The sequence below is a fragment of the Bartonella sp. B1098 genome, assembly GCF_944896145.1.
Classification (GTDB): domain Bacteria; phylum Pseudomonadota; class Alphaproteobacteria; order Rhizobiales; family Rhizobiaceae; genus Bartonella.
Genome location: NZ_CALYLP010000003.1, coordinates 562,656 through 580,002, shown reverse-complemented (window position 1 = coordinate 580,002; position 17,347 = coordinate 562,656). Strand labels below are relative to the sequence as shown.

Annotated in this window: 16 protein-coding genes and 1 tRNA gene; 2 read left to right on the top strand and 15 right to left on the bottom strand. The window is 39.1% G+C overall.

The features are described from left to right. Positions 1 to 864: 864 nt before the first annotated feature. From NNJ85_RS06925 to rpmH, 8 genes are all read right to left on the bottom strand, one after another. Positions 865 to 949 (bottom strand) — tRNA-Leu (locus NNJ85_RS06925). 117 nt (positions 950 to 1,066) lie between these two features. After that, complete coding sequence (locus NNJ85_RS06920) at positions 1,067 to 1,687, bottom strand: 2,3-bisphosphoglycerate-dependent phosphoglycerate mutase (RefSeq protein ID WP_254474717.1); 621 nt, start codon at positions 1,685 to 1,687, stop codon at positions 1,067 to 1,069. 28 nt (positions 1,688 to 1,715) lie between these two features. After that, complete coding sequence (dapB, locus tag NNJ85_RS06915) at positions 1,716 to 2,528, bottom strand: 4-hydroxy-tetrahydrodipicolinate reductase (RefSeq protein ID WP_254474716.1); 813 nt, start codon at positions 2,526 to 2,528, stop codon at positions 1,716 to 1,718. Positions 2,529 to 3,625: 1,097 nt separating this feature from the next. Then, positions 3,626 to 4,318, bottom strand: a complete 693-nt coding sequence (locus tag NNJ85_RS06910; protein WP_254474714.1) for a glutathione S-transferase family protein — start codon at positions 4,316 to 4,318, stop codon at positions 3,626 to 3,628. Between the two features lie 140 nt (positions 4,319 to 4,458). Then, positions 4,459 to 5,103 carry a ribosome biogenesis GTP-binding protein YihA/YsxC gene (gene yihA, locus NNJ85_RS06905; protein WP_254474712.1) on the bottom strand — a complete coding sequence of 215 codons (645 nt, stop codon included), beginning with the start codon at positions 5,101 to 5,103 and terminating at the stop codon, positions 4,459 to 4,461. Beyond that, positions 5,100 to 6,962: a membrane protein insertase YidC gene (yidC, locus tag NNJ85_RS06900; protein ID WP_254474710.1), complete on the bottom strand. Its 1,863-nt coding sequence runs from the start codon at positions 6,960 to 6,962 to the stop codon at positions 5,100 to 5,102. Before yidC ends, yihA begins: the two co-directional genes overlap by 4 nt. Beyond that, on the bottom strand, positions 6,952 to 7,344 hold the full coding sequence (rnpA, locus tag NNJ85_RS06895; RefSeq protein ID WP_254474709.1) for a ribonuclease P protein component: 393 nt from the start codon (positions 7,342 to 7,344) through the stop codon (positions 6,952 to 6,954). The genes yidC and rnpA overlap by 11 nt, the downstream gene beginning before the upstream one ends. A 119-nt stretch (positions 7,345 to 7,463) precedes the next feature. Further along, on the bottom strand, positions 7,464 to 7,598 hold the full coding sequence (gene rpmH / locus NNJ85_RS06890; protein ID WP_005864709.1) for a 50S ribosomal protein L34: 135 nt from the start codon (positions 7,596 to 7,598) through the stop codon (positions 7,464 to 7,466). Positions 7,599 to 8,189: 591 nt separating this feature from the next. On the opposite strand from rpmH, the gene NNJ85_RS06885 reads away from it, so the two are divergent. Beyond that, a complete protein-coding gene (locus NNJ85_RS06885; RefSeq protein WP_254474707.1) occupies positions 8,190 to 9,251 on the top strand; it encodes an Mrp/NBP35 family ATP-binding protein in 1,062 nt (353 codons plus the stop codon). A gap of 363 nt (positions 9,252 to 9,614) precedes the next feature. On the opposite strand, the gene NNJ85_RS06880 is transcribed toward NNJ85_RS06885, so the two are convergent. From NNJ85_RS06880 to NNJ85_RS06850, 7 genes are all read right to left on the bottom strand, one after another. After that, entirely contained in the window at positions 9,615 to 10,406 is a 792-nt protein-coding gene (locus tag NNJ85_RS06880; RefSeq protein ID WP_254474705.1) for a pyrroline-5-carboxylate reductase, read from the bottom strand. A gap of 55 nt (positions 10,407 to 10,461) precedes the next feature. Continuing rightward, positions 10,462 to 10,707 carry a hypothetical protein gene (locus NNJ85_RS06875; RefSeq protein ID WP_005773112.1) on the bottom strand — a complete coding sequence of 82 codons (246 nt, stop codon included), beginning with the start codon at positions 10,705 to 10,707 and terminating at the stop codon, positions 10,462 to 10,464. A 103-nt stretch (positions 10,708 to 10,810) separates the two neighbouring features. Next, positions 10,811 to 11,179, bottom strand: a complete 369-nt coding sequence (locus tag NNJ85_RS06870) for a YraN family protein (RefSeq protein WP_254474904.1) — start codon at positions 11,177 to 11,179, stop codon at positions 10,811 to 10,813. A 4-nt stretch (positions 11,180 to 11,183) separates the two neighbouring features. Next, positions 11,184 to 12,074 carry a 16S rRNA (cytidine(1402)-2'-O)-methyltransferase gene (rsmI, locus tag NNJ85_RS06865; RefSeq protein WP_254474703.1) on the bottom strand — a complete coding sequence of 297 codons (891 nt, stop codon included), beginning with the start codon at positions 12,072 to 12,074 and terminating at the stop codon, positions 11,184 to 11,186. A gap of 297 nt (positions 12,075 to 12,371) precedes the next feature. Next, on the bottom strand, positions 12,372 to 14,033 hold the full coding sequence (locus tag NNJ85_RS06860) for an electron transfer flavoprotein-ubiquinone oxidoreductase (protein ID WP_254474692.1): 1,662 nt from the start codon (positions 14,031 to 14,033) through the stop codon (positions 12,372 to 12,374). Positions 14,034 to 14,036: 3 nt separating this feature from the next. Then, complete coding sequence (locus NNJ85_RS06855) at positions 14,037 to 14,957, bottom strand: electron transfer flavoprotein subunit alpha/FixB family protein (protein WP_254474690.1); 921 nt, start codon at positions 14,955 to 14,957, stop codon at positions 14,037 to 14,039. A gap of 46 nt (positions 14,958 to 15,003) precedes the next feature. Further along, on the bottom strand, positions 15,004 to 15,750 hold the full coding sequence (locus tag NNJ85_RS06850) for an electron transfer flavoprotein subunit beta/FixA family protein (protein WP_254474688.1): 747 nt from the start codon (positions 15,748 to 15,750) through the stop codon (positions 15,004 to 15,006). 535 nt (positions 15,751 to 16,285) lie between these two features. On the opposite strand from NNJ85_RS06850, the gene NNJ85_RS06845 reads away from it, so the two are divergent. After that, positions 16,286 to 17,188 carry a hypothetical protein gene (locus NNJ85_RS06845; RefSeq protein WP_254474686.1) on the top strand — a complete coding sequence of 301 codons (903 nt, stop codon included), beginning with the start codon at positions 16,286 to 16,288 and terminating at the stop codon, positions 17,186 to 17,188. Positions 17,189 to 17,347 lie beyond the last annotated feature (159 nt).

Here is a 17,347-nt window from a genome sequence, read left to right as displayed (position 1 = left end):
AATGAAGAATAAAATGAGACCAGTATGAAAAGTTAAGAAACACAACCATTGTATAAGACTCTTTAAAATTCAGATCATAAAATTTCCGGTGTCTCTTTAGTTTGGCAAAGAATCTAAAGTCTTAACGTGAAGCTATGGTACTTTCATCGAGGGATTATTCGAGAAAGAACAAAAAAAGTGATACAAGGCTTCAAATTTTCTTATGGCACTCGTTTTTAAGTATCGAGATGTGTTATACTGATGATTGAATAGAGTGTATCATGTTTTAGATAGAACAAAAAAAGAAGGTTAAAAAACACAGCTTAGATGTGTCTTTAAAATTTTTATCTGCTGTTAAGATTGGCAAAAGTCTGTACCTATTGATATGGAAGCCAAAATCATAGAGCTCTTAGATTAAGAAAAGGCTTTTCTTTTCAGAAAAGGAGTCTCTATCTTTCTCGAAAGAATTCCAAAATCGGAGCTTTTTACTCTATTGCAACATGAAACTGTTATCACGTGTATGAGAGTTTTAAATGGTTTGATGCAAGAGAGCTTACTCGTGCTCAAAAAATTATTAGAATTTTTCTAAAACATACTTTGTAGAGGCATATTGAAAAAATTTATTTCCGCAATTTTATTCTCGTATCCCTTACGTTAAAAAATAACAAATTACACACAATAAAAAAGAGCATGCTGCTCTAGAGAGGGCTTTAAAGATTTTGATCTTTTAGAAGTGTAAGTTCTTTGGGCATTGAGCAAAAAAGTCTTGATTTAAAATAATTGAGGGACGTGTTGAAAAATCCTATATCCTTATGTTTATTTGCATGGCTCTCACATAAAAGAATGTGTATAAAATAAAAAAAGTTACTGTTGATATAAAGTTGATGGTGCCCGGAAGAGGACTCGAACCTCCACGCCTTGCGGCACAGGTACCTGAAACCTGCGCGTCTACCAATTCCGCCATCTGGGCTTATAAAAATCATCTAAGCATGTGAAGCAATTCTGTCAATAAAATTATTATAGAATTTATTTTCTCTGTTTAAAATGATTGAATTAAATTTTGGGGTGGCATCATGGTTTTGAAAGTTTAAGGTGTGATGATTGTCTTTGATGCAATGGTTGAATCGGAATTAAAAGTGTAAAGAATAGGAATGCCGGTTGCTAATTCTTGAGATATAATTTCCTCACTGGTGAGACCTTCAAGCGCCATAATAAGAGCTCGAAGAGAATTCCCATGTGCTGCGATCAAAACAGTTTGAGAGCGCAAAATATGAGGCTGGATATGATAAAGATAATAAGGCCAAATGCGTGCACCGGTATCGCGTAGACTTTCTCCATTCGGAGGGGCAATTGTATAGGAGCGGCGCCACATTTGCACTTGCTCTTGCCCCCATTGTTGGCGCACTTCATCTTTATTTAAACCAGAAAGATCTCCATAGTTACGTTCATTCAATGCAGAGCTTTTGATCACTTCTAAATCTGATTGTCCCATTTGCTCTAAAATGTGCTGAGCTGTTTTTTGGGCTCGCTGTAGAGCAGATGTATACGCGATATCAAACTTCAAACCAGATTCGTTCAATTTTTTTCCTGCTGCTATCGCTTCGGCATGACCTTTTTCCGTTAAATCAGGGTCTTTCCAACCCGTAAAAAGGTTTTTGAGATTCCATTCGCTTTGTCCGTGACGGATGAGTACAAGTGTGCGTCCCATTCTGAATTGCCTTTATTTTATTGATTGTTTAAAATTCATCGTTTAATCCCAAAACGTCGAGCATTGAATAAAGACCATTTCCATGGTTTTTTGCCCATAAAGCTGCTTTTAATGCACCATTAGCAAAGATGGAGCGTTCTTGCGCTGTATGGGAGAGAACAATGCGCTCATGGGAACCGGCAAAAATGACATTGTGTTCGCCAACAACTGTTCCACCCCGTGAACAAGAAAAGCCAATGGAGCCTTTTTCGCGTTTCCCTGTATGGCCATTGCGTTCGTTGACACGTACATCTTGCAGCATAACATGTCGACCTTCAGCTGCTGCTTGTCCAAGAAGAAGGGCTGTTCCAGAAGGGGCGTCAACTTTGTTCGCGTGATGCATTTCATAAATTTCGATATCAAAATCATCGGCTTCTAATGCTTTGGCTGCTTTCTTTACAAGATTGGCTAAAAGATTTATTCCAAGGCTCATATTTCCAGATTTGACGATTGTTGTATGTTTTGCAAACTCTTCAATTTTTTTTTCTTCTGTTTTGCTAAACCCTGTGGTGCCAATAATATGGACAAGGCTTTTTTGAGCTGCATACTGAGCATAAAGAATACTGGCTTGGGGTTGTGAAAAATCCACAATCCCTTCTGTGTTTGAAAAAGCTTTTTCGGGATCATCTGTGATGCACACCCCAAGAGAATCTGAACCGATTAAGGTACTGGCATCTTTTCCTACAAAAGGTGAGCCTTTGCGTACAAGAACAGCACAAAGCTCTACATCTTTCCTCTGTCGGATTGCTGTAATGAGCTCACGTCCCATTCTTCCATTTGCACCAACAACTGTAAGGCGCATTTTTATCTCCTTATGATGCTTTACTGCCCCGTAGTATGGCAAATTCTTGCCCTCTTTCCAACGGTTCTTTTTCTTTATAGAAAAAATTTTTTCCTGCTTTAATTTATCCTTTTGTGTTGTAAAATTCTATCGTTTAGGGGAAGTGGGATAAGATTTACAAGTTTACAGAGAGATGTTTTTTGTTCAAGTGTGTGATGGATAGGGTGGGGTTTGCTTGAAAAGCCTAATAAGGATTGTTCATTGCTTGACGTTTTTATTTCTCTCGTTCTTTAATGGGGCGCGTCCTTCATATAAAATAAACACCTTAAATAAAATACACTTAACTTATGCGCTTGTCTTAAAGAAATATGTCTCAATGTTTTTAAGCTCGTTTTGTGATGGCGTGCGTGAAGGGTATAACGAGAAAATCTCCATGAATAATATAAAATCTATTCTGTACGGCTGCCTTTCATAAAAGCGCAAATTGGCACCATTATACGTTTTGCTCGCTCTTGGACCTTGAAATGATTCATAGGCATTTTATACAATTTTTACACACCAAATGTTATCTGTGAATAAAACACATAAAAGGGGGAAGAAACAGGAAGATGTCTGAGAAGTTGGATTGTTCACACACGGGCGTTGATCGGATTCTTTATTTTTTAGAGAGGCCAGTTGAAAAAGTTGTTATTTTGTAAAAACGCATCATAATGGCACTTTTTTATTAAGAGCAAATGGTGTGCATATTATCCACTGCGTTTTTTTATAGATTGGGAAGAATGGAGGGGAACTATGCATTAAGCATTGTTATTTTATTTGGCTTCGCTTTCTAATGGTGCTGCAGCTCTTGTCTTGAAAGAGAGACTTTAAAACCCTTTGTTAAATATCTTTATCTCTATCTCTATAATTGGTTTTTTTGTGGATATAGCAAAAAATAATTTTGGGGGTGCAGGATAAGAGGGCTTGAAATAAGAGATTATGATGGGTTCTTATTTTCTGTTCAATAGGATTATGAATCAATCTATTCTTGTATTATTTATAGGCAGGCATAAAGATTTATAAACGGGGAAGTCTCCTTTAGGTAAAATATCATTTTTACTTGTGTTTGTGAGAGGAGACTAGAAATCAAGATCAGCATAGTGAGTACTTGCAACAATTCCTCGAACACGATCTGTTAAAAGAGAACGAAAAGAAGGTCGTGATTTAATCCGCATATACCAGTCTTTGGCAGCAGGGGATTGTTCCCAGTCAATTTCTCCTAGAAAGTCAAGGACAGAAACAGCAGCGGCGGCTGCTAGGTCAGCATAGGACAAGGTAGAACCCACTAAGCTATCGCGAGAGGCACAGAGCCAATTGAGATAGTTCATATGGGGTGGGATATTGGCGCGTGCATTGCGTAAAATTTGTGAATTGGGAGCCCCACCGCCAATAGAAAGGGGCATTTCGCGTTTATGGATTCGTTCTCGTACAATATGACGTGTTGCTTCATTTTCAAATTTATTTAAAAACCAGTCATTAAGGCGGCGGACTTCCGCACGATCTAAAGGATTTTCTGGAAAGAGTTTATTTTCTTGTCGCAAACCTCCATGAGTTTCGTCTAAATATTCACAGATAACAAAAGGACCTGATAATGGAACCTCGTGTTCATCGAGAAAAACAGGAACATGACCGGCGGGATTGAGAGCGAGAAATTCGTGTCTTCTTGCCCATTCATATTCTTCAATCAGTTGAGTAGCTACACCATATTCCCCAAGAATGAGGCGTATGAAGCGCGAAGCAGTGGATAGGGGAGAGTGAAAAAGTGTCAGCATAATTTACACGATTAAATAGAGTTGATAAGAATTCCTTCAAGTCATCCTTTTTTATAAAGGTGCTTGATGAGAAGTACAAGATCATTAGCAGCCGCTGGCAATTATGCTTAATAAATTGTTAATAATATGAATGCCTTCTCTTATGCAATGGTTTTCAAAATGGCAGTACGTAATTCTTCCAAACCGTATGCTTTTTCTGAAGAGGTTGCAAGGATCTCAGGATACGCTGCTGGACGTTTGAGAAGTTTTGTTTGTGTGGTCATCATTAATTTTTCCAAAGCATTTGGTTTTATTTTATCGCTTTTTGTCAAAACAATTTGGTAAGAAATGGCTGCCTTATCAAGGAGTGCAAGAATATCTTCATCATTATTTTTGATTCCATGTCGTGAATCAATCAAGAGATATACACGCTTTAGTGTTGTGCGCCCCCGTAAATAGCTAAAAATCAAATTTGTCCAAGCATCAACCAGATCTTTAGGTGCAGCAGCAAAACCATAACCTGGCATATCTACCAATGCAAAAGGGGGAAGGTCTCCTTGTTGTCCACTGAAGCCATCGGGGACAAAATAATTCAGCTCTTGTGTGCGTCCTGGTGTATTTGAGGTTCGTGCTAAGCCTTTTTGCTGGACAAGTGCGTTGATTAAAGATGATTTTCCAACATTGGAACGCCCCGCAAATGCGATTTCTGGTGGCCCTTCAGGGGGAAGAAAGCGTATTGCGGGGACACCACGAATAAAAACCCAATTGCGCGAAAAAATTCCAGAAAGGGAAGAATCTCTTGTCATTCTTGCACTTCTTTTGGGGCTTGCACTTCTTTTGTGGGTGATTTTCTCCACATGGCTTTCAAATTGTCAAAAAGCTCAATTTTAACTCCTTGGCGCTTCATCATGATACCTTGCTGAATGATTGACAATATATTGTTCCATGCCCAATAAATGACAAGACCAACAGGGAAAGAGGCGAGCATAAAAGTAAAGACAACAGGCATCCATGTGAAAATCATTGCTTGGGTTTGATCTTGAGGAGCGGGATTCATCCGCATCTGTAAAAACATCGTTATTCCCATAATCAAAGGCCACGCACCAATCATAAGAAATGCTGGCGTTGTATAGGGCAAGAGACCAAACAAGTTGAAAAGAGACGTTGGATCAGGGGCTGCTAAATCTTGAATCCAGCCAAAGAAAGGAGCATGGCGCATTTCAATGGTGATATAGAGAACTTTATAAAGAGCAAAGAATATTGGAAATTGAACCAACATCGGCCAACAACCGGCAAGGGGATTAATTTTTTCGGTTTTATACAGTTCTATGATTGCTTGCTGTTGTTTGTTCCGGTCATCAGGATATTTTTCTTTTATTTCTAGCAACCGCGGTTGTAGAAGCTTCATGCGCGCCATAGATTTATAAGATTTATTGGCGAGAGGGAAAAGAAGTGTTTTTAAGAGCACTGTAACCAGAAGGATGGCAATACCAAAATTTCCTGTTTGCTTATAAAGAATGTCAATGAGGGCAAACATGGGTTTTGTGATGAAATCAAACCAACCCCAATCAATTAAGAGAGCAAACTTGTTGATTTTTAGGTCATTTTGATAGTGATTAATGATTTCAACTTGTTTTGCACCAGCAAAAAGACGATTTGTAACGGTTTTTGTTTCATTGGGGGCAATCGTTAAAGGTGATCCTAGCAAGTCAGATTGATAATGCGTTTGCAAACGATCAAAATAAATAAAACGGCTTGTATATTCTTTATCTTGCGGAGGAATAACTGCTACAGCCCAATATTTATCAGTAATACCAATCCAGCCTCCTGTCACTTTGGAAAAAGTCATACTCTTTTGTCCATTATCAGGATTTGGATCAAGTTCTGCTAAGGTTTTATATTTTTCAGTTTTGAGCGAATCCCCTGCAATACCAATCATCCCTTCATGAAGTAAATAGGTGGCATTTGTATGTTCTGGTGGCGCTGCACGTGCAACGCGGGCATAGGAGGAGAGATAGATCGGTTGATCACTTTCATTGCTGATAGAATCCTCAATGGTAAACATGTAATGATCATCAACAGAAAGGGTACGGCGGAAGATTTGTCCCTGTCCATTATTATAAATTAAAGTGATGGGTGTTGAAGGAGTTAGGGTTGTGTTGTTTCCCTCTATTTGCCACTGTGTATCGGGTTGTGGCAAGGCTTTTGCTGGCAAAGATGCACTTGCAAAACCAAATTCAGCAAGATAGGTTGTTTTGAACCCTTTAGGATTCAGCAAATCGATTTCTGGTGATTTTTTATCGACGGTTATACGATATCTCTTGAGGTAAAGATCATCAAATTGTGCACCAACAAGATTAATAGAGCCTTCCAATTCATCTGTTTTGATCGCGACACGCTCTGTTTTGGCTAATACAGCTTTCCGGATTTCAGGAGTCATTGGGTGTTCGATGAGCGATGTTGCTTGATGCGTTGAGGGATCGTCAGAAGAATTCGTCGCGGTCGTAGAAAGGGCTGACTGTTGTTTTGACAATTGCTGTTGCTGTGCGATAACTTGTTGCTTTTGTAACTTTGCTTGTTTGGGAGCAACATGAAGAAATTGCCATGCGACGAGCACTACGAAAGATAAGCCAATAGCGATAAAGAAATTGCGGTTATATTCCATTCGTGTACCCTTGTTGTCGTTGCTGATGTTTTGTTTTTGGTTTTATTCGCCGATTCAATTCACTAATTAAAGATGTGAAAGGCGCATGTAATGCGTCACGATACGCTACAATGACATAGTCAGTCCCTGCTTCCATGTGGTTTGTTACACCAACTCTTACAGCTTCACGCAAGCGCCTTTTGATACGATTCCGTTTCACAGCATTCCCGTTTTTACGGGTAACAGTGAAGCCTACACGCGCAACAAGAGAAGATTTTCTTTCTGTTGTTTGTTCACGATATTTAACTTCGAGTAAAAATAAAGGACCACGTCGTTTTTCTCCTGTACGGACAGACAAAAAGTCTGCTCTTTTGCGAATGCGGCAGGGATGTTTTTTCTTCATAAAAGAACATTTCGCAATTTCACTAAATCCTTGGCTGACCAAGCATTAGAGGTTCATAACAAAAATTTCACAACGAAGAAATAATGAGTAGTCGTCAACGGTTGTGAAAATTTAAGTGGTTAAGCAGAGAGCCGCTTACGTCCACGAGCACGTCTTGCAGCAATAACTTTACGTCCTCCAGCTGTAGCCATGCGTGCACGAAATCCATGGCGACGTTTACGGACAAGTTTAGAGGGTTGATACGTACGTTTCATTTATTTAAATACCGCGGAGTGCGGCCCTTCTTAATCTTCGTTTTATGAGCAGTTCTGCATGTGATGAACAATTTTATCCTATCAGACAGCTGTTAACCCATAAGAAAAAATATGAAAAAAGTCAATCTCAGATTGTTTTTCTTACGTTTGAAAAAATACAAAACACCTTATAACTGTTTGTGACACTTTTTTATGATACTTTGAAAGTGTCAGAAAATAGCGGTTGAGTCTACAGAAAATGAATGGCAAGAACGTTAAAGACTTAAAGAAAGCGAGATAGATTATTGTATGCTCAATTTAAAAAATATTTTGATATTAAGAGCTTTTCTCAAGTTTTGTGTTTTATAAAATCCTTATCAAAATATTCATTAAAGTGTTAGCGCACAAACGTGATTGATAGGCTTTTAATAGCAGATTTTGTGCATGAGTTTTTTATTCAAGAGTGGTTTCGTTTTTTATAAAGAGATAAAATGTAAGTCATTTATATTTTGTAACTCTTAAACTAAAGTAGAAAATGTTAGGTGATGAACCTGTCAGTATTTTTTCGTTCGTATGCTTGTATTTATTGGTATTTTATAGAGAGGAAAGAGCGTGGATCCTATCACAAGTGAGGCTGTCCGCAACGTGTTATGTAAAGTCAAAGGACCAGGTCTTGAAAGCGATATTGTATCGTTGGGGCTTCTTTCAGAAATATTCATTGCTGATGGCAAGGTTTTCTTTTCCATTACAGTTCCTGATGGACGCGTGCAAGAATGGGAATCATTGCGCCGTTCTGCTGAGGAGCTGGTGTGCGCTTTGGAGGGGGTCCAATCTGTTATTGTTACGCTTACAGCAGAAAAAACAACAAAGGGAGCACCTCGACGCAGAGCGAATTTCTTGCCTGTAAAAATGCCCATAGAAGGTGTACGTCATGTCATTGCCGTTGCTTCTGGAAAAGGAGGGGTGGGAAAATCGACGATGGCAATCAATATCGCTTTAGCTTTACAAGATTCAGGTTTCAAAACAGGGGTGATGGATGCAGATATCTATGGTCCATCTTTGCCACGTTTGACAGGACTTGTTAACCAAAAACCACAGCTCATGGGAGGAAAAAAGATTCAACCTCTTGAAAAATTCGGTCTTAAATTAATGTCAATGGGCTTTTTGGTTGAGGAAGAAAAACCGGTGGTATGGCGTGGTCCTATGGTTATGGCCGCTGTAACGCAATTGTTACGAGATGTTGTATGGGGACCTTTGGACATTTTAGTCGTCGATATGCCACCGGGTACAGGGGATGCACAACTAACGCTTGCGCAACAGGTACAATTAACCGGTGCGTTGGTTGTTTCTACACCTCAGGATCTTGCTTTAGTTGATGCACGTAAAGCAATAGAAATGTTTATGAAAGTTAATGTTCCTATTTTAGGATTGATTGAGAATATGAGTTATTTTATCGCTCCTGATACAGGAAAACGCTACGATATTTTTGGCCATGGTGGTGCGCGGGGAGAAGCAGAACGTCGAGAGGTTCCTTTCTTAGCAGAAATACCGCTTGATGCAGCTTTACGATTTTCTTCAGATGAGGGAATCCCTATTTTTGTTGCTCAGCCTGATGGCGAGCATACTCAACTGTATCGTACAATTGTTGATCAAATAAAAAATAAACTCTTGTAAATTTATGTTTGTTTAAGAGAGTTTACTAAAACACAACGATGGAAGACATCAAAATAGTTGCTCCTTATAAAAGAAAGCAAAGCGGGAAAAGACTTTGTCAGTCTTTTCATTCAAATGTTAAAGGATAAATTATCTTCTTATAAGCAATTCGGTACTATAAAAGTATCTTGAAAATTAGTCAAAAAATTTATTTCTATTCATGTTAATTAAATGGATGGGTTAATTAAAGAGATAGACATTTAAAAAGTCCGTTTGTTTTGCTCTTGAAAGAGCTATAGCAGGCAATTTTATCAATTCATGTTTACAAAAAGCTAAATGAATCGATCCATAATTCTCTCTTTATTGAGATGAGAAAAATGTTGATCAAGTCTTTTTAGAAGCGTTCATTTTTTGTAAAGTCGCCTCAAGAGCCGTTGTTAAAGCTCTTCTTCCCCCTTGATGAGAAAAGTAATTTGACAAAAATTCATTTGTTCCCCCCTTTGTTGAAAACTCTTTTTCAAGCAGTGCAAAATTAAGAGAGGGAGAACGATCCGTTGCTATAATTTTACGCATTTCATCCGTAAGATTTCCAAACATCATGGTAAGAAACTCTGCTGATTGCTGTTTTTTTAACCCTTGGGTTATAAACCATTGATGGGCTGTTTCTATAAAATTAAAATACACCCCCATAAGAGAACCCGCTGTCATAAAAAGATTAAACTGCTCTTCCTCCTCTAGCACCAAGGTGCCCCCCAATGCATCAAATAAACTGCGTAAAAAGGGATGATCGGGATAAATGGGTGTCAAATTTTTGCACTCTGCGACAAAAGGTAACGGAACAGCACGATAAACTTTATGGTTGATCCACGCTTCCACTTCTGCTGCTTTTGCCATAGCGAGAACGGAAATAACCAACTGTTCTGGACGAAAACGAAGAGAGCGCAAAACGCCTTCTGCAATTTGGTTGGGCAAACAAAGAAAAATACACTCACTCACATCGAGCAACGCTTGGTTATTTTCAGCGATCATAACCTTATCATAAGTGCGTGAAAGACGCTCTGCTGTTTGTGCATTGCGCGGTGAAACAATAATGGAAAAAACATTAAAGGCGCTTGTCATGAGTCCATCAATCATTGAAGCGCTGATTGTACCTGTTCCCAAAAAGCCAAGTTTCATTTTTATTTCTCAGTTTTATCTTTTAAAAGGAATCTCGATCAATATTTCAGGTGTTTTAACTAACATAAATGCTAATTGAAGAAGCAACACAGAGCATTGCAAGAATAATCAACCCCAAATAGATTTTTGGTTTGTCAAACAGAACGGCAAAAGCAGAAAACCAACCAACAATAGCTGCGGCTAATGCAAATAAAAAACCTGGTTTATTCATCAGTACAATATGCATTGCCATTAAACCACCAATAATCAGCGCTCCAAAAACAATGAGCAAACCTGTTGCAAACTTTTCATAATCATCCATATTTCGCTCCTTATAGCGCTCAAACGGTTATAGACTTTTTAACGTATATATACATAAAGGAGAAATGTTTTTTATTGAGTATGGTTAAAACGTGGGGCGCCTTTTATTGATTAGAGGTAAAAAATGCGGGGATATGCTGTGGCAAACGCCAAGGTAAAATTGCAATCAAATCAAAGCGTACAGATAAAAGGGCATAATCTTTTTGTCGTGCGAGCCAAATATCGGCGGCTGCCTCAATTCGTCTTTCATTCATTCGGGAAACCGCTTCCATTGCTTCCGTCAACGTTGAACGTGCTTTAACTTCAACAATTAACACTAAATTCCCACGTCGTGCAATTAAATCAATTTCCCCACACTTTGTTTTAAAACGCATTTCGGTTATGTGAAATCCTTTGAAACGCAACCACCAAGCGGCCAATTTTTCTGCACGAATCCCTCGATAAAAAGACTTTTGTCTCTGTTTTTTTTGTATCGTCTTACGCATTTTTTAAAAAAATTAATCGCTGAAAAAGTTCCTGCTTTTTAAACCCAGTCTTTCTTGCTACCAAAGCTGCGGCTTGAGCTGCGGAATGTGTCTGTGCGTGTTCTAATAACATTTCATCAATTTCTTGATCACTTATTACATTTAAAGAAGGCGATAATGATTCACCAACAAGCACAACAATTTCCCCACGAATCTGTGTCTGTTTTTTATAACTTTCCAACAAACTGCCCAAATTAGAAACGTCTATAGTTTCAAACTTTTTTGTTAATTCACGACAAATGGCGGCAGGTCTATCCGCAGAAAAAAGAGAGACCATATCTTGTAAAGTTTCAATAAGACGATGCGGTGCTTCATAAAAAATCAAAGTTGCTGGAATCTTTTTTAATTGTTCCAATCGTTTTTGACGCTGTGCTTTGCGGGCACTCAAAAAACCTGCAAAGAAAAAGCTATTGGTCGGAAGCCCTGTCGGTATCAGAGCCGCTAAAAGAGCGGAGGCTCCAGGGATCGGAATAATTTTATGACCTTCTTTACGGGCTTCTTCAACTAATCGAAATCCAGGATCAGAGATAAGCGGTGTTCCCGCATCTGAAACAAGCGCTACCGTTTTGTTTTCCGCTAAAGCCGCTAAGAGCTTTGGACCTGCTTTTTGCGCATTATATTCATGATAAAGAAAAGCTTTTTTTTGAATACCGTAACGTTGCAACAAAACACATGTTACCCGCATATCCTCACACGCTAAAATATCAGCGCTTGCCAGCACTTGCAAAGCACGAAGCGTAATATCTGCAAGATTTCCAATAGGCGTTGCTACAAGATAAAGCCCTGGTTCTATGATGGGGGCCGAATAAGCATGCGTACCTATAAAATATGCTTTTTCACACATGCTCTTTTCTCTTCATCAAATTTCCCTTACCACAATAAGATTTTTATCCGTACTCATAAGTTATTTTTGCTCACTTTTTACCAGCAGATTTTTATCATTACAACGGCTTATTTGCTCAGTCTTCCTTGATGAAATCGTTGATCACTTCACAAGAGGATAACTTTTTGTATCGTGAAAGAGCTTAATGCATGAAGGTGATTGATAGATTTCTGATTCTTAAGGGAAATATTTTGATCCATTGCGTTTTGTCTATTTCAATTTTAGGAGAACGAACAATGATGATATTGGCGGGAGAGATTACATATTGGGGTAGAAGGGACCCTCGCTGCCTTGTGGACAGGTCCAGGTGATGTTTTGATTTGGATCTTTGAGGTCGCACGTTTTACAATGTATGCAATTTGAAGCATTGATCCTATACGTTAGATGATCATGAGACTCTAGCCATTCGTAGACAGCGGCGGGGCAATAGTGTGTAGAAGGTCCTCCATAGATTGCATATTCGGAGTCCTTTTGTTTTTCCAATGAGGCTATTTTTAAATGACAAGGTTGATTTTCTTCATGGTGCGTATTAGAAAGGGCAACACTTGTAAGGCGGTCAAAAGTTATAATACCATCGGGTTTTGGATAAGCAATGGGTTGAAATTTTTCTGCAGGTTCAAGACAGGCATAATCTTCCTTGCCATGGGAGAGTGTTTTAAATAAGGAAAATCCGAACAGTTGTTGCCACCACATATCAAAACCAGCAAGTTTAATTCCATATTTTGTCCCATATTTTGCCCATAGCGGTTTGGCATTTCGCACTTTATAAAGATCTTTGCCGATGGGCCCTTTCCGCCATTGTTCTTCGATTTCTTTGACTTCATCATGGGCGCGACCTTGTGCGAGAGCGGTAGCAATTTTATCGGCGGCTAATATGCCTGATAAGATGGCATTGTGTGATCCTTTGATACGAGGAACATTGACAAAGCCAGCTGAGCAGCCAATAAGCACTCCACCAGGAAAGGTGAGTTTTGGTACAGATTGCCATCCTCCTTCACTGATCACGCGCGCCCCATAGGAAAGGCGTTTTGCTCCTTTGAAGATTTCATAGAGTTTTGGATGGGTTTTAAAACGTTGAAATTCTTCAAAGGGAGAAAGATAAGGATTTTTGTAATCTAAGTGCACAACAAAACCGATAGAAATGATATTGTTTTCTTGGTGATAAAGAAAACCACCCCCACCGGTATGATTGTCTAAGGGCCAACCGGTGAAATGTTGCACTAAACCGCGTTGGTGTTTTTGCGGTTCAATTGTCCAGAGCTCTTTGAGACCGAGACCAAATTTCTGGGGTTCACGATTCTTACTAAGGTTAAAATGCTGTATCAATTGTTTTGCAATAGAGCCGCGTGCGCCTTCCGCAATTAGTGTATATTTTGCCAATAATGCTATACCAGGCATATAATTTTTTCCAGGGGTTCCATCTTTATTACGTCCCATATCCCCCGTGAGAACACCAATGATGGCTCCGTTCTCATTCTGGATGGTTTCTGTTGCCGCAAAACCTGGATAAATTTCTACACCCAGTGCTTCGGCTTTTTTGCTTAGCCAGCGGCAAACATTTCCAAGTGAAACGATATAACACCCGTCATTGGATAAGATTTTGGGGTGCAAGATATTGGGCAATCGTGTTGCTTTTTGAGGCTTTAGAAAAAAAAATTGGTCACGGGTAACAGGGGTTGTGAAGGGATGGTCGTGGTCACTTCTCCATTCCGGTAAGAGTGTATCAATACCGATGGGATCAACAACGGCGCCAGAGAGAATATGGGCTCCAACTTCAGTCCCTTTTTCAACAATTGTGACAGAAAGCGCAGGGTTAATTTGTTTCAGACGAATGGCAGCAGAAAGCCCTGCAGGACCTGCTCCAACAATGACGATGTCAAACTCCATACTTTCACGCTGGTCATGCAGAGGTGCTTTCATGGCTTATAAAGCTTTCTCCAATTCTGGAATAATTTGGTGGAGATCACCGACAAGGGCGTAATCGGCAATTTGCATGATGGGTGCTTCTTCATCTTTATTAATAGCAACAATAATTTGTGCATCCATTATACCGGCTAAATGCTGGATTGCACCGGAAATGCCAACAGCGATATAGAGTTCGGGGGCAACGACTTTTCCTGTTTGTCCAATTTGCCAATCATTGGGAGCATAGCCTGCGTCAACGGCTGCGCGGCTGGCACCTAAAGCAGCATTTAATTTGTTTGCAAGGGGAAGAAGAAGGTCCATAAATCGTTCTTGTGAACCAAGACCACGTCCCCCTGAGATAATAACACGTGCAGAGGTAAGATCAGGACGATCACTTTTGTTAGTTTCTGCTTTTACGAAAGACGAAAGATTGGGATTGGGCGCTGGTGTTATTGTTTTAATGGGTGCAGAATTATTTTGAGAAGGCGTTGGTGGGAAAGAGGCTGTGCGAACGGTGATGATCTTTTTATGATCATTGCTGCGGACAGTTTCAACTGCATTGCCTGCATAAATGGGCCGTTTGAAGGTATCGGGTGAAAGAACGGCGGTAATATCTGAAATTTGCATAAGATCAAGAAGGGCTGCTACGCGTGGCATCACATTTTTTCCAGTACTGCTGGATGGCGCCATGATCACATCATAATCATTGGCTAATGTGATAATTGTATTGGCCATAGGCTCGGCAAGTTGATGGGCTAAATAGTCAGCGTCAGCAATAAGAACTTGCCGCACACCGTTAAGTTTAGCACTCTTTTCCGCTATTGTTTGAATGTTTTCTCCGCAAACTAAAATATCGATATCGCTTTTGAGTGCGTGCGCAGCGGTGAGTGCTTTTGCGGTTTCTTCTGTATGATGGTCGGCTAATAAAAGAATTGCCATAAATTTTTACCCTTTTATGTGAGTATTGCTTTTACTTTAGAGAATATTAAATGCAGCTTTTTTGTTTTAGTGCACTGACAAGCTCTGCCACATTAGCGACTTTAATCCCAGACTGACGGGGGTTGGGCTCTTCAACACTTAAAATTGTTAGGCGTGCTTTCGTATCAATGCCAAGATCAGCAAGAGTTTTTTGTTCAATGATTTTCTTTTTTGCTTTCATGATATTGGGGAGAGAGGTGTAACGCGGTTCATTGAGCCGCAGATCGGTCGTCATAACCATGGGAAGGGGAAGGCAAAGGGTTTGTGTTCCATTATCAACCTCACGTGTAACGGTAGCATGCCCATCTTCTATGTTAAGATGTGAGGCAAAAGTTGCCTGTCCCCAACCAAGAAGAGCGGCGAGCATTTGTCCAGTTTGGTTGTTATCGTCATCAATTGCTTGTTTTCCTAAAAAGACCATATCGGGTTTTTCTTCATGAACAATGGCTTTGAGAACCTTAGCGATGCTTAAAGGTTCAAGTGTTTGATCTGTTGTGACAAGAAGTGCGCGATCAGCCCCCATGGCAAGTCCTGTTCGTAAAGTTTCTTGGACTGTTTCTGGTCCAATTGAAACAAGAACAACTTCTGAAATTTTACCAGATTCTTTTTGGCGAATTGCCTCCTCAACGGCTATTTCGTCAAAGGGATTCATAGACATTTTTACATGAGATAGATCAACGCCTGTATTATCGGGCTTGACGCGTATCTTGATGTTATAATCAACAACACGTTTGACAGCGACAATTATCTTCATGATGATCCTCTTTGTTTGTTTGGTCACAAGTTTATAGCAATAATCATAAGAAACCAAATTGTTTAGAATGAAATCTCATTTATAACTTGTGTTCTCTTTCATATAAGCTTTTTTATGTTTACTTGTATTTTCTTGTCGTCATTTTCAATCGTCATTTCTTTTGCATTTTTATAATTGCTTTATTTGCTTGAATAAAAAGTAAAAAAATAATCTGTCTTGTGAGAATATTCTTTTTTCGTTTCATAGGCTTTGTTTATGATGGTGCAATAGGGACTTTATACGATGAAAAATGAAGCAAAAAAATAAAAATGGGGAAATGATTTTACGCTTCAAATCTTAAGGGTAGAAAAATTAAAAATCTTTCTTTCAAATAGTTGGGATGAATATTAAGCAAATATTGTAGATAAAGATTGGGAAAAAATATTTCTAACAAAAAATTGAGGGAGTTCTTAAAGCTCTATTTACTAAAATAGAGCATACTTTCTCATCATTTCTTGTGATTCTTTTCAAAAAGGTTAATGAGGGGTAAGCATTTGTGAATACGAAGGGTCATACGATCGATCAGGCAGCTAATCAGGTTCGGAGTGATCAATTCTCTTCTTTTATTGAGCAGAAGGGGAGAATGGATACAAGAGTGGATACGCCTGTGGAAGTAACAATGTCGGATATTGCTCAAAAATTACGCACTGTTTATGCACAAATGCAAATGAAACATTCACCTCGTCCTTTGAACCAGCAGGGGGCTGTCGAAGAGCATTTTAAATCTTACTTAGATGATATTAGTCGGGCCATTTTGGCTGAATATTATATTCGTCGCCAAAGGGAAAAAAGACTTTTTGAGTCTTTAGAACAGATTAAAACACTTATTCAAAGTTTGCAGAGTGAAAAAAAAAGTTTAGAAGAAGCAGCGATAACACGACGGATGTCTCGTTCAAAATTATCTGATTCTGTTGTACAAAAACTTGCTCATATGGAGTGTGAGGAAAATCAAGAACGCTTATACCTTCAAAAGGCACAAAATTTTTCAAGACAAAACAGTATAACACCACGTCAAATAAATATTGAAAATGCGTTGCAGCAAGAAAATAAAAGCTCTCTACCCAGTGATGCACTTTTGCCAAGTGATGCACTTTTGCCAAGTGAGGCACTTTTACCAAGGGATGCTCTGAAGTCTTCTTTTAAAAAGACTGAAGGAGCAGCGGAGCATACTGTGATAGAAGAAAAGAGTATGGAGATTCCAGCATCTAACCATTTCCCAGAATCTCATCATTGCATGGAGAATGATTTTTCTCCTCCCTTAAAGGCGCAGTCTCGCAGACATGTCTCTTTTTTATCTGTTTTTATAAAAAAAAGTGTCCTTTGTTTTTTAACCGCTGCATTTATGGGTGCGATAACGTTATGTTTTTATAGCTTTTTAAAAGGAGCTCGTTTTTTTTAGTTTTTACGCTGTTGATGTTAATAGATGTGAAATATATTATGCATTCGTAAATTGTGCGGAAGCTATGGCAATTAAAATCATCTCTTTTAAACACGCAACAGAGATTATTGGAAAAGGGAGAGTTGGAGAAAGACCCTCCAATTGCTAAAAAAAACCTCA

Coding starts and splice junctions, on each gene's coding strand:
- NNJ85_RS06920 (WP_254474717.1), bottom strand. CDS start 1,687: ATGGGACGCACACTTGTACTCATCCGTCACGGACAAAGCGAATGGAAT.
- dapB (WP_254474716.1), bottom strand. CDS start 2,528: ATGCGCCTTACAGTTGTTGGTGCAAATGGAAGAATGGGACGTGAGCTC.
- NNJ85_RS06910 (WP_254474714.1), bottom strand. CDS start 4,318: ATGCTGACACTTTTTCACTCTCCCCTATCCACTGCTTCGCGCTTCATA.
- yihA (WP_254474712.1), bottom strand. CDS start 5,103: ATGACAAGAGATTCTTCCCTTTCTGGAATTTTTTCGCGCAATTGGGTT.
- yidC (WP_254474710.1), bottom strand. CDS start 6,962: ATGGAATATAACCGCAATTTCTTTATCGCTATTGGCTTATCTTTCGTA.
- rnpA (WP_254474709.1), bottom strand. CDS start 7,344: ATGAAGAAAAAACATCCCTGCCGCATTCGCAAAAGAGCAGACTTTTTG.
- rpmH (WP_005864709.1), bottom strand. CDS start 7,598: ATGAAACGTACGTATCAACCCTCTAAACTTGTCCGTAAACGTCGCCAT.
- NNJ85_RS06880 (WP_254474705.1), bottom strand. CDS start 10,406: ATGAAACTTGGCTTTTTGGGAACAGGTACAATCAGCGCTTCAATGATT.
- NNJ85_RS06875 (WP_005773112.1), bottom strand. CDS start 10,707: ATGGATGATTATGAAAAGTTTGCAACAGGTTTGCTCATTGTTTTTGGA.
- rsmI (WP_254474703.1), bottom strand. CDS start 12,074: ATGTGTGAAAAAGCATATTTTATAGGTACGCATGCTTATTCGGCCCCC.
- NNJ85_RS06860 (WP_254474692.1), bottom strand. CDS start 14,033: ATGAAAGCACCTCTGCATGACCAGCGTGAAAGTATGGAGTTTGACATC.
- NNJ85_RS06855 (WP_254474690.1), bottom strand. CDS start 14,957: ATGGCAATTCTTTTATTAGCCGACCATCATACAGAAGAAACCGCAAAA.
- NNJ85_RS06850 (WP_254474688.1), bottom strand. CDS start 15,750: ATGAAGATAATTGTCGCTGTCAAACGTGTTGTTGATTATAACATCAAG.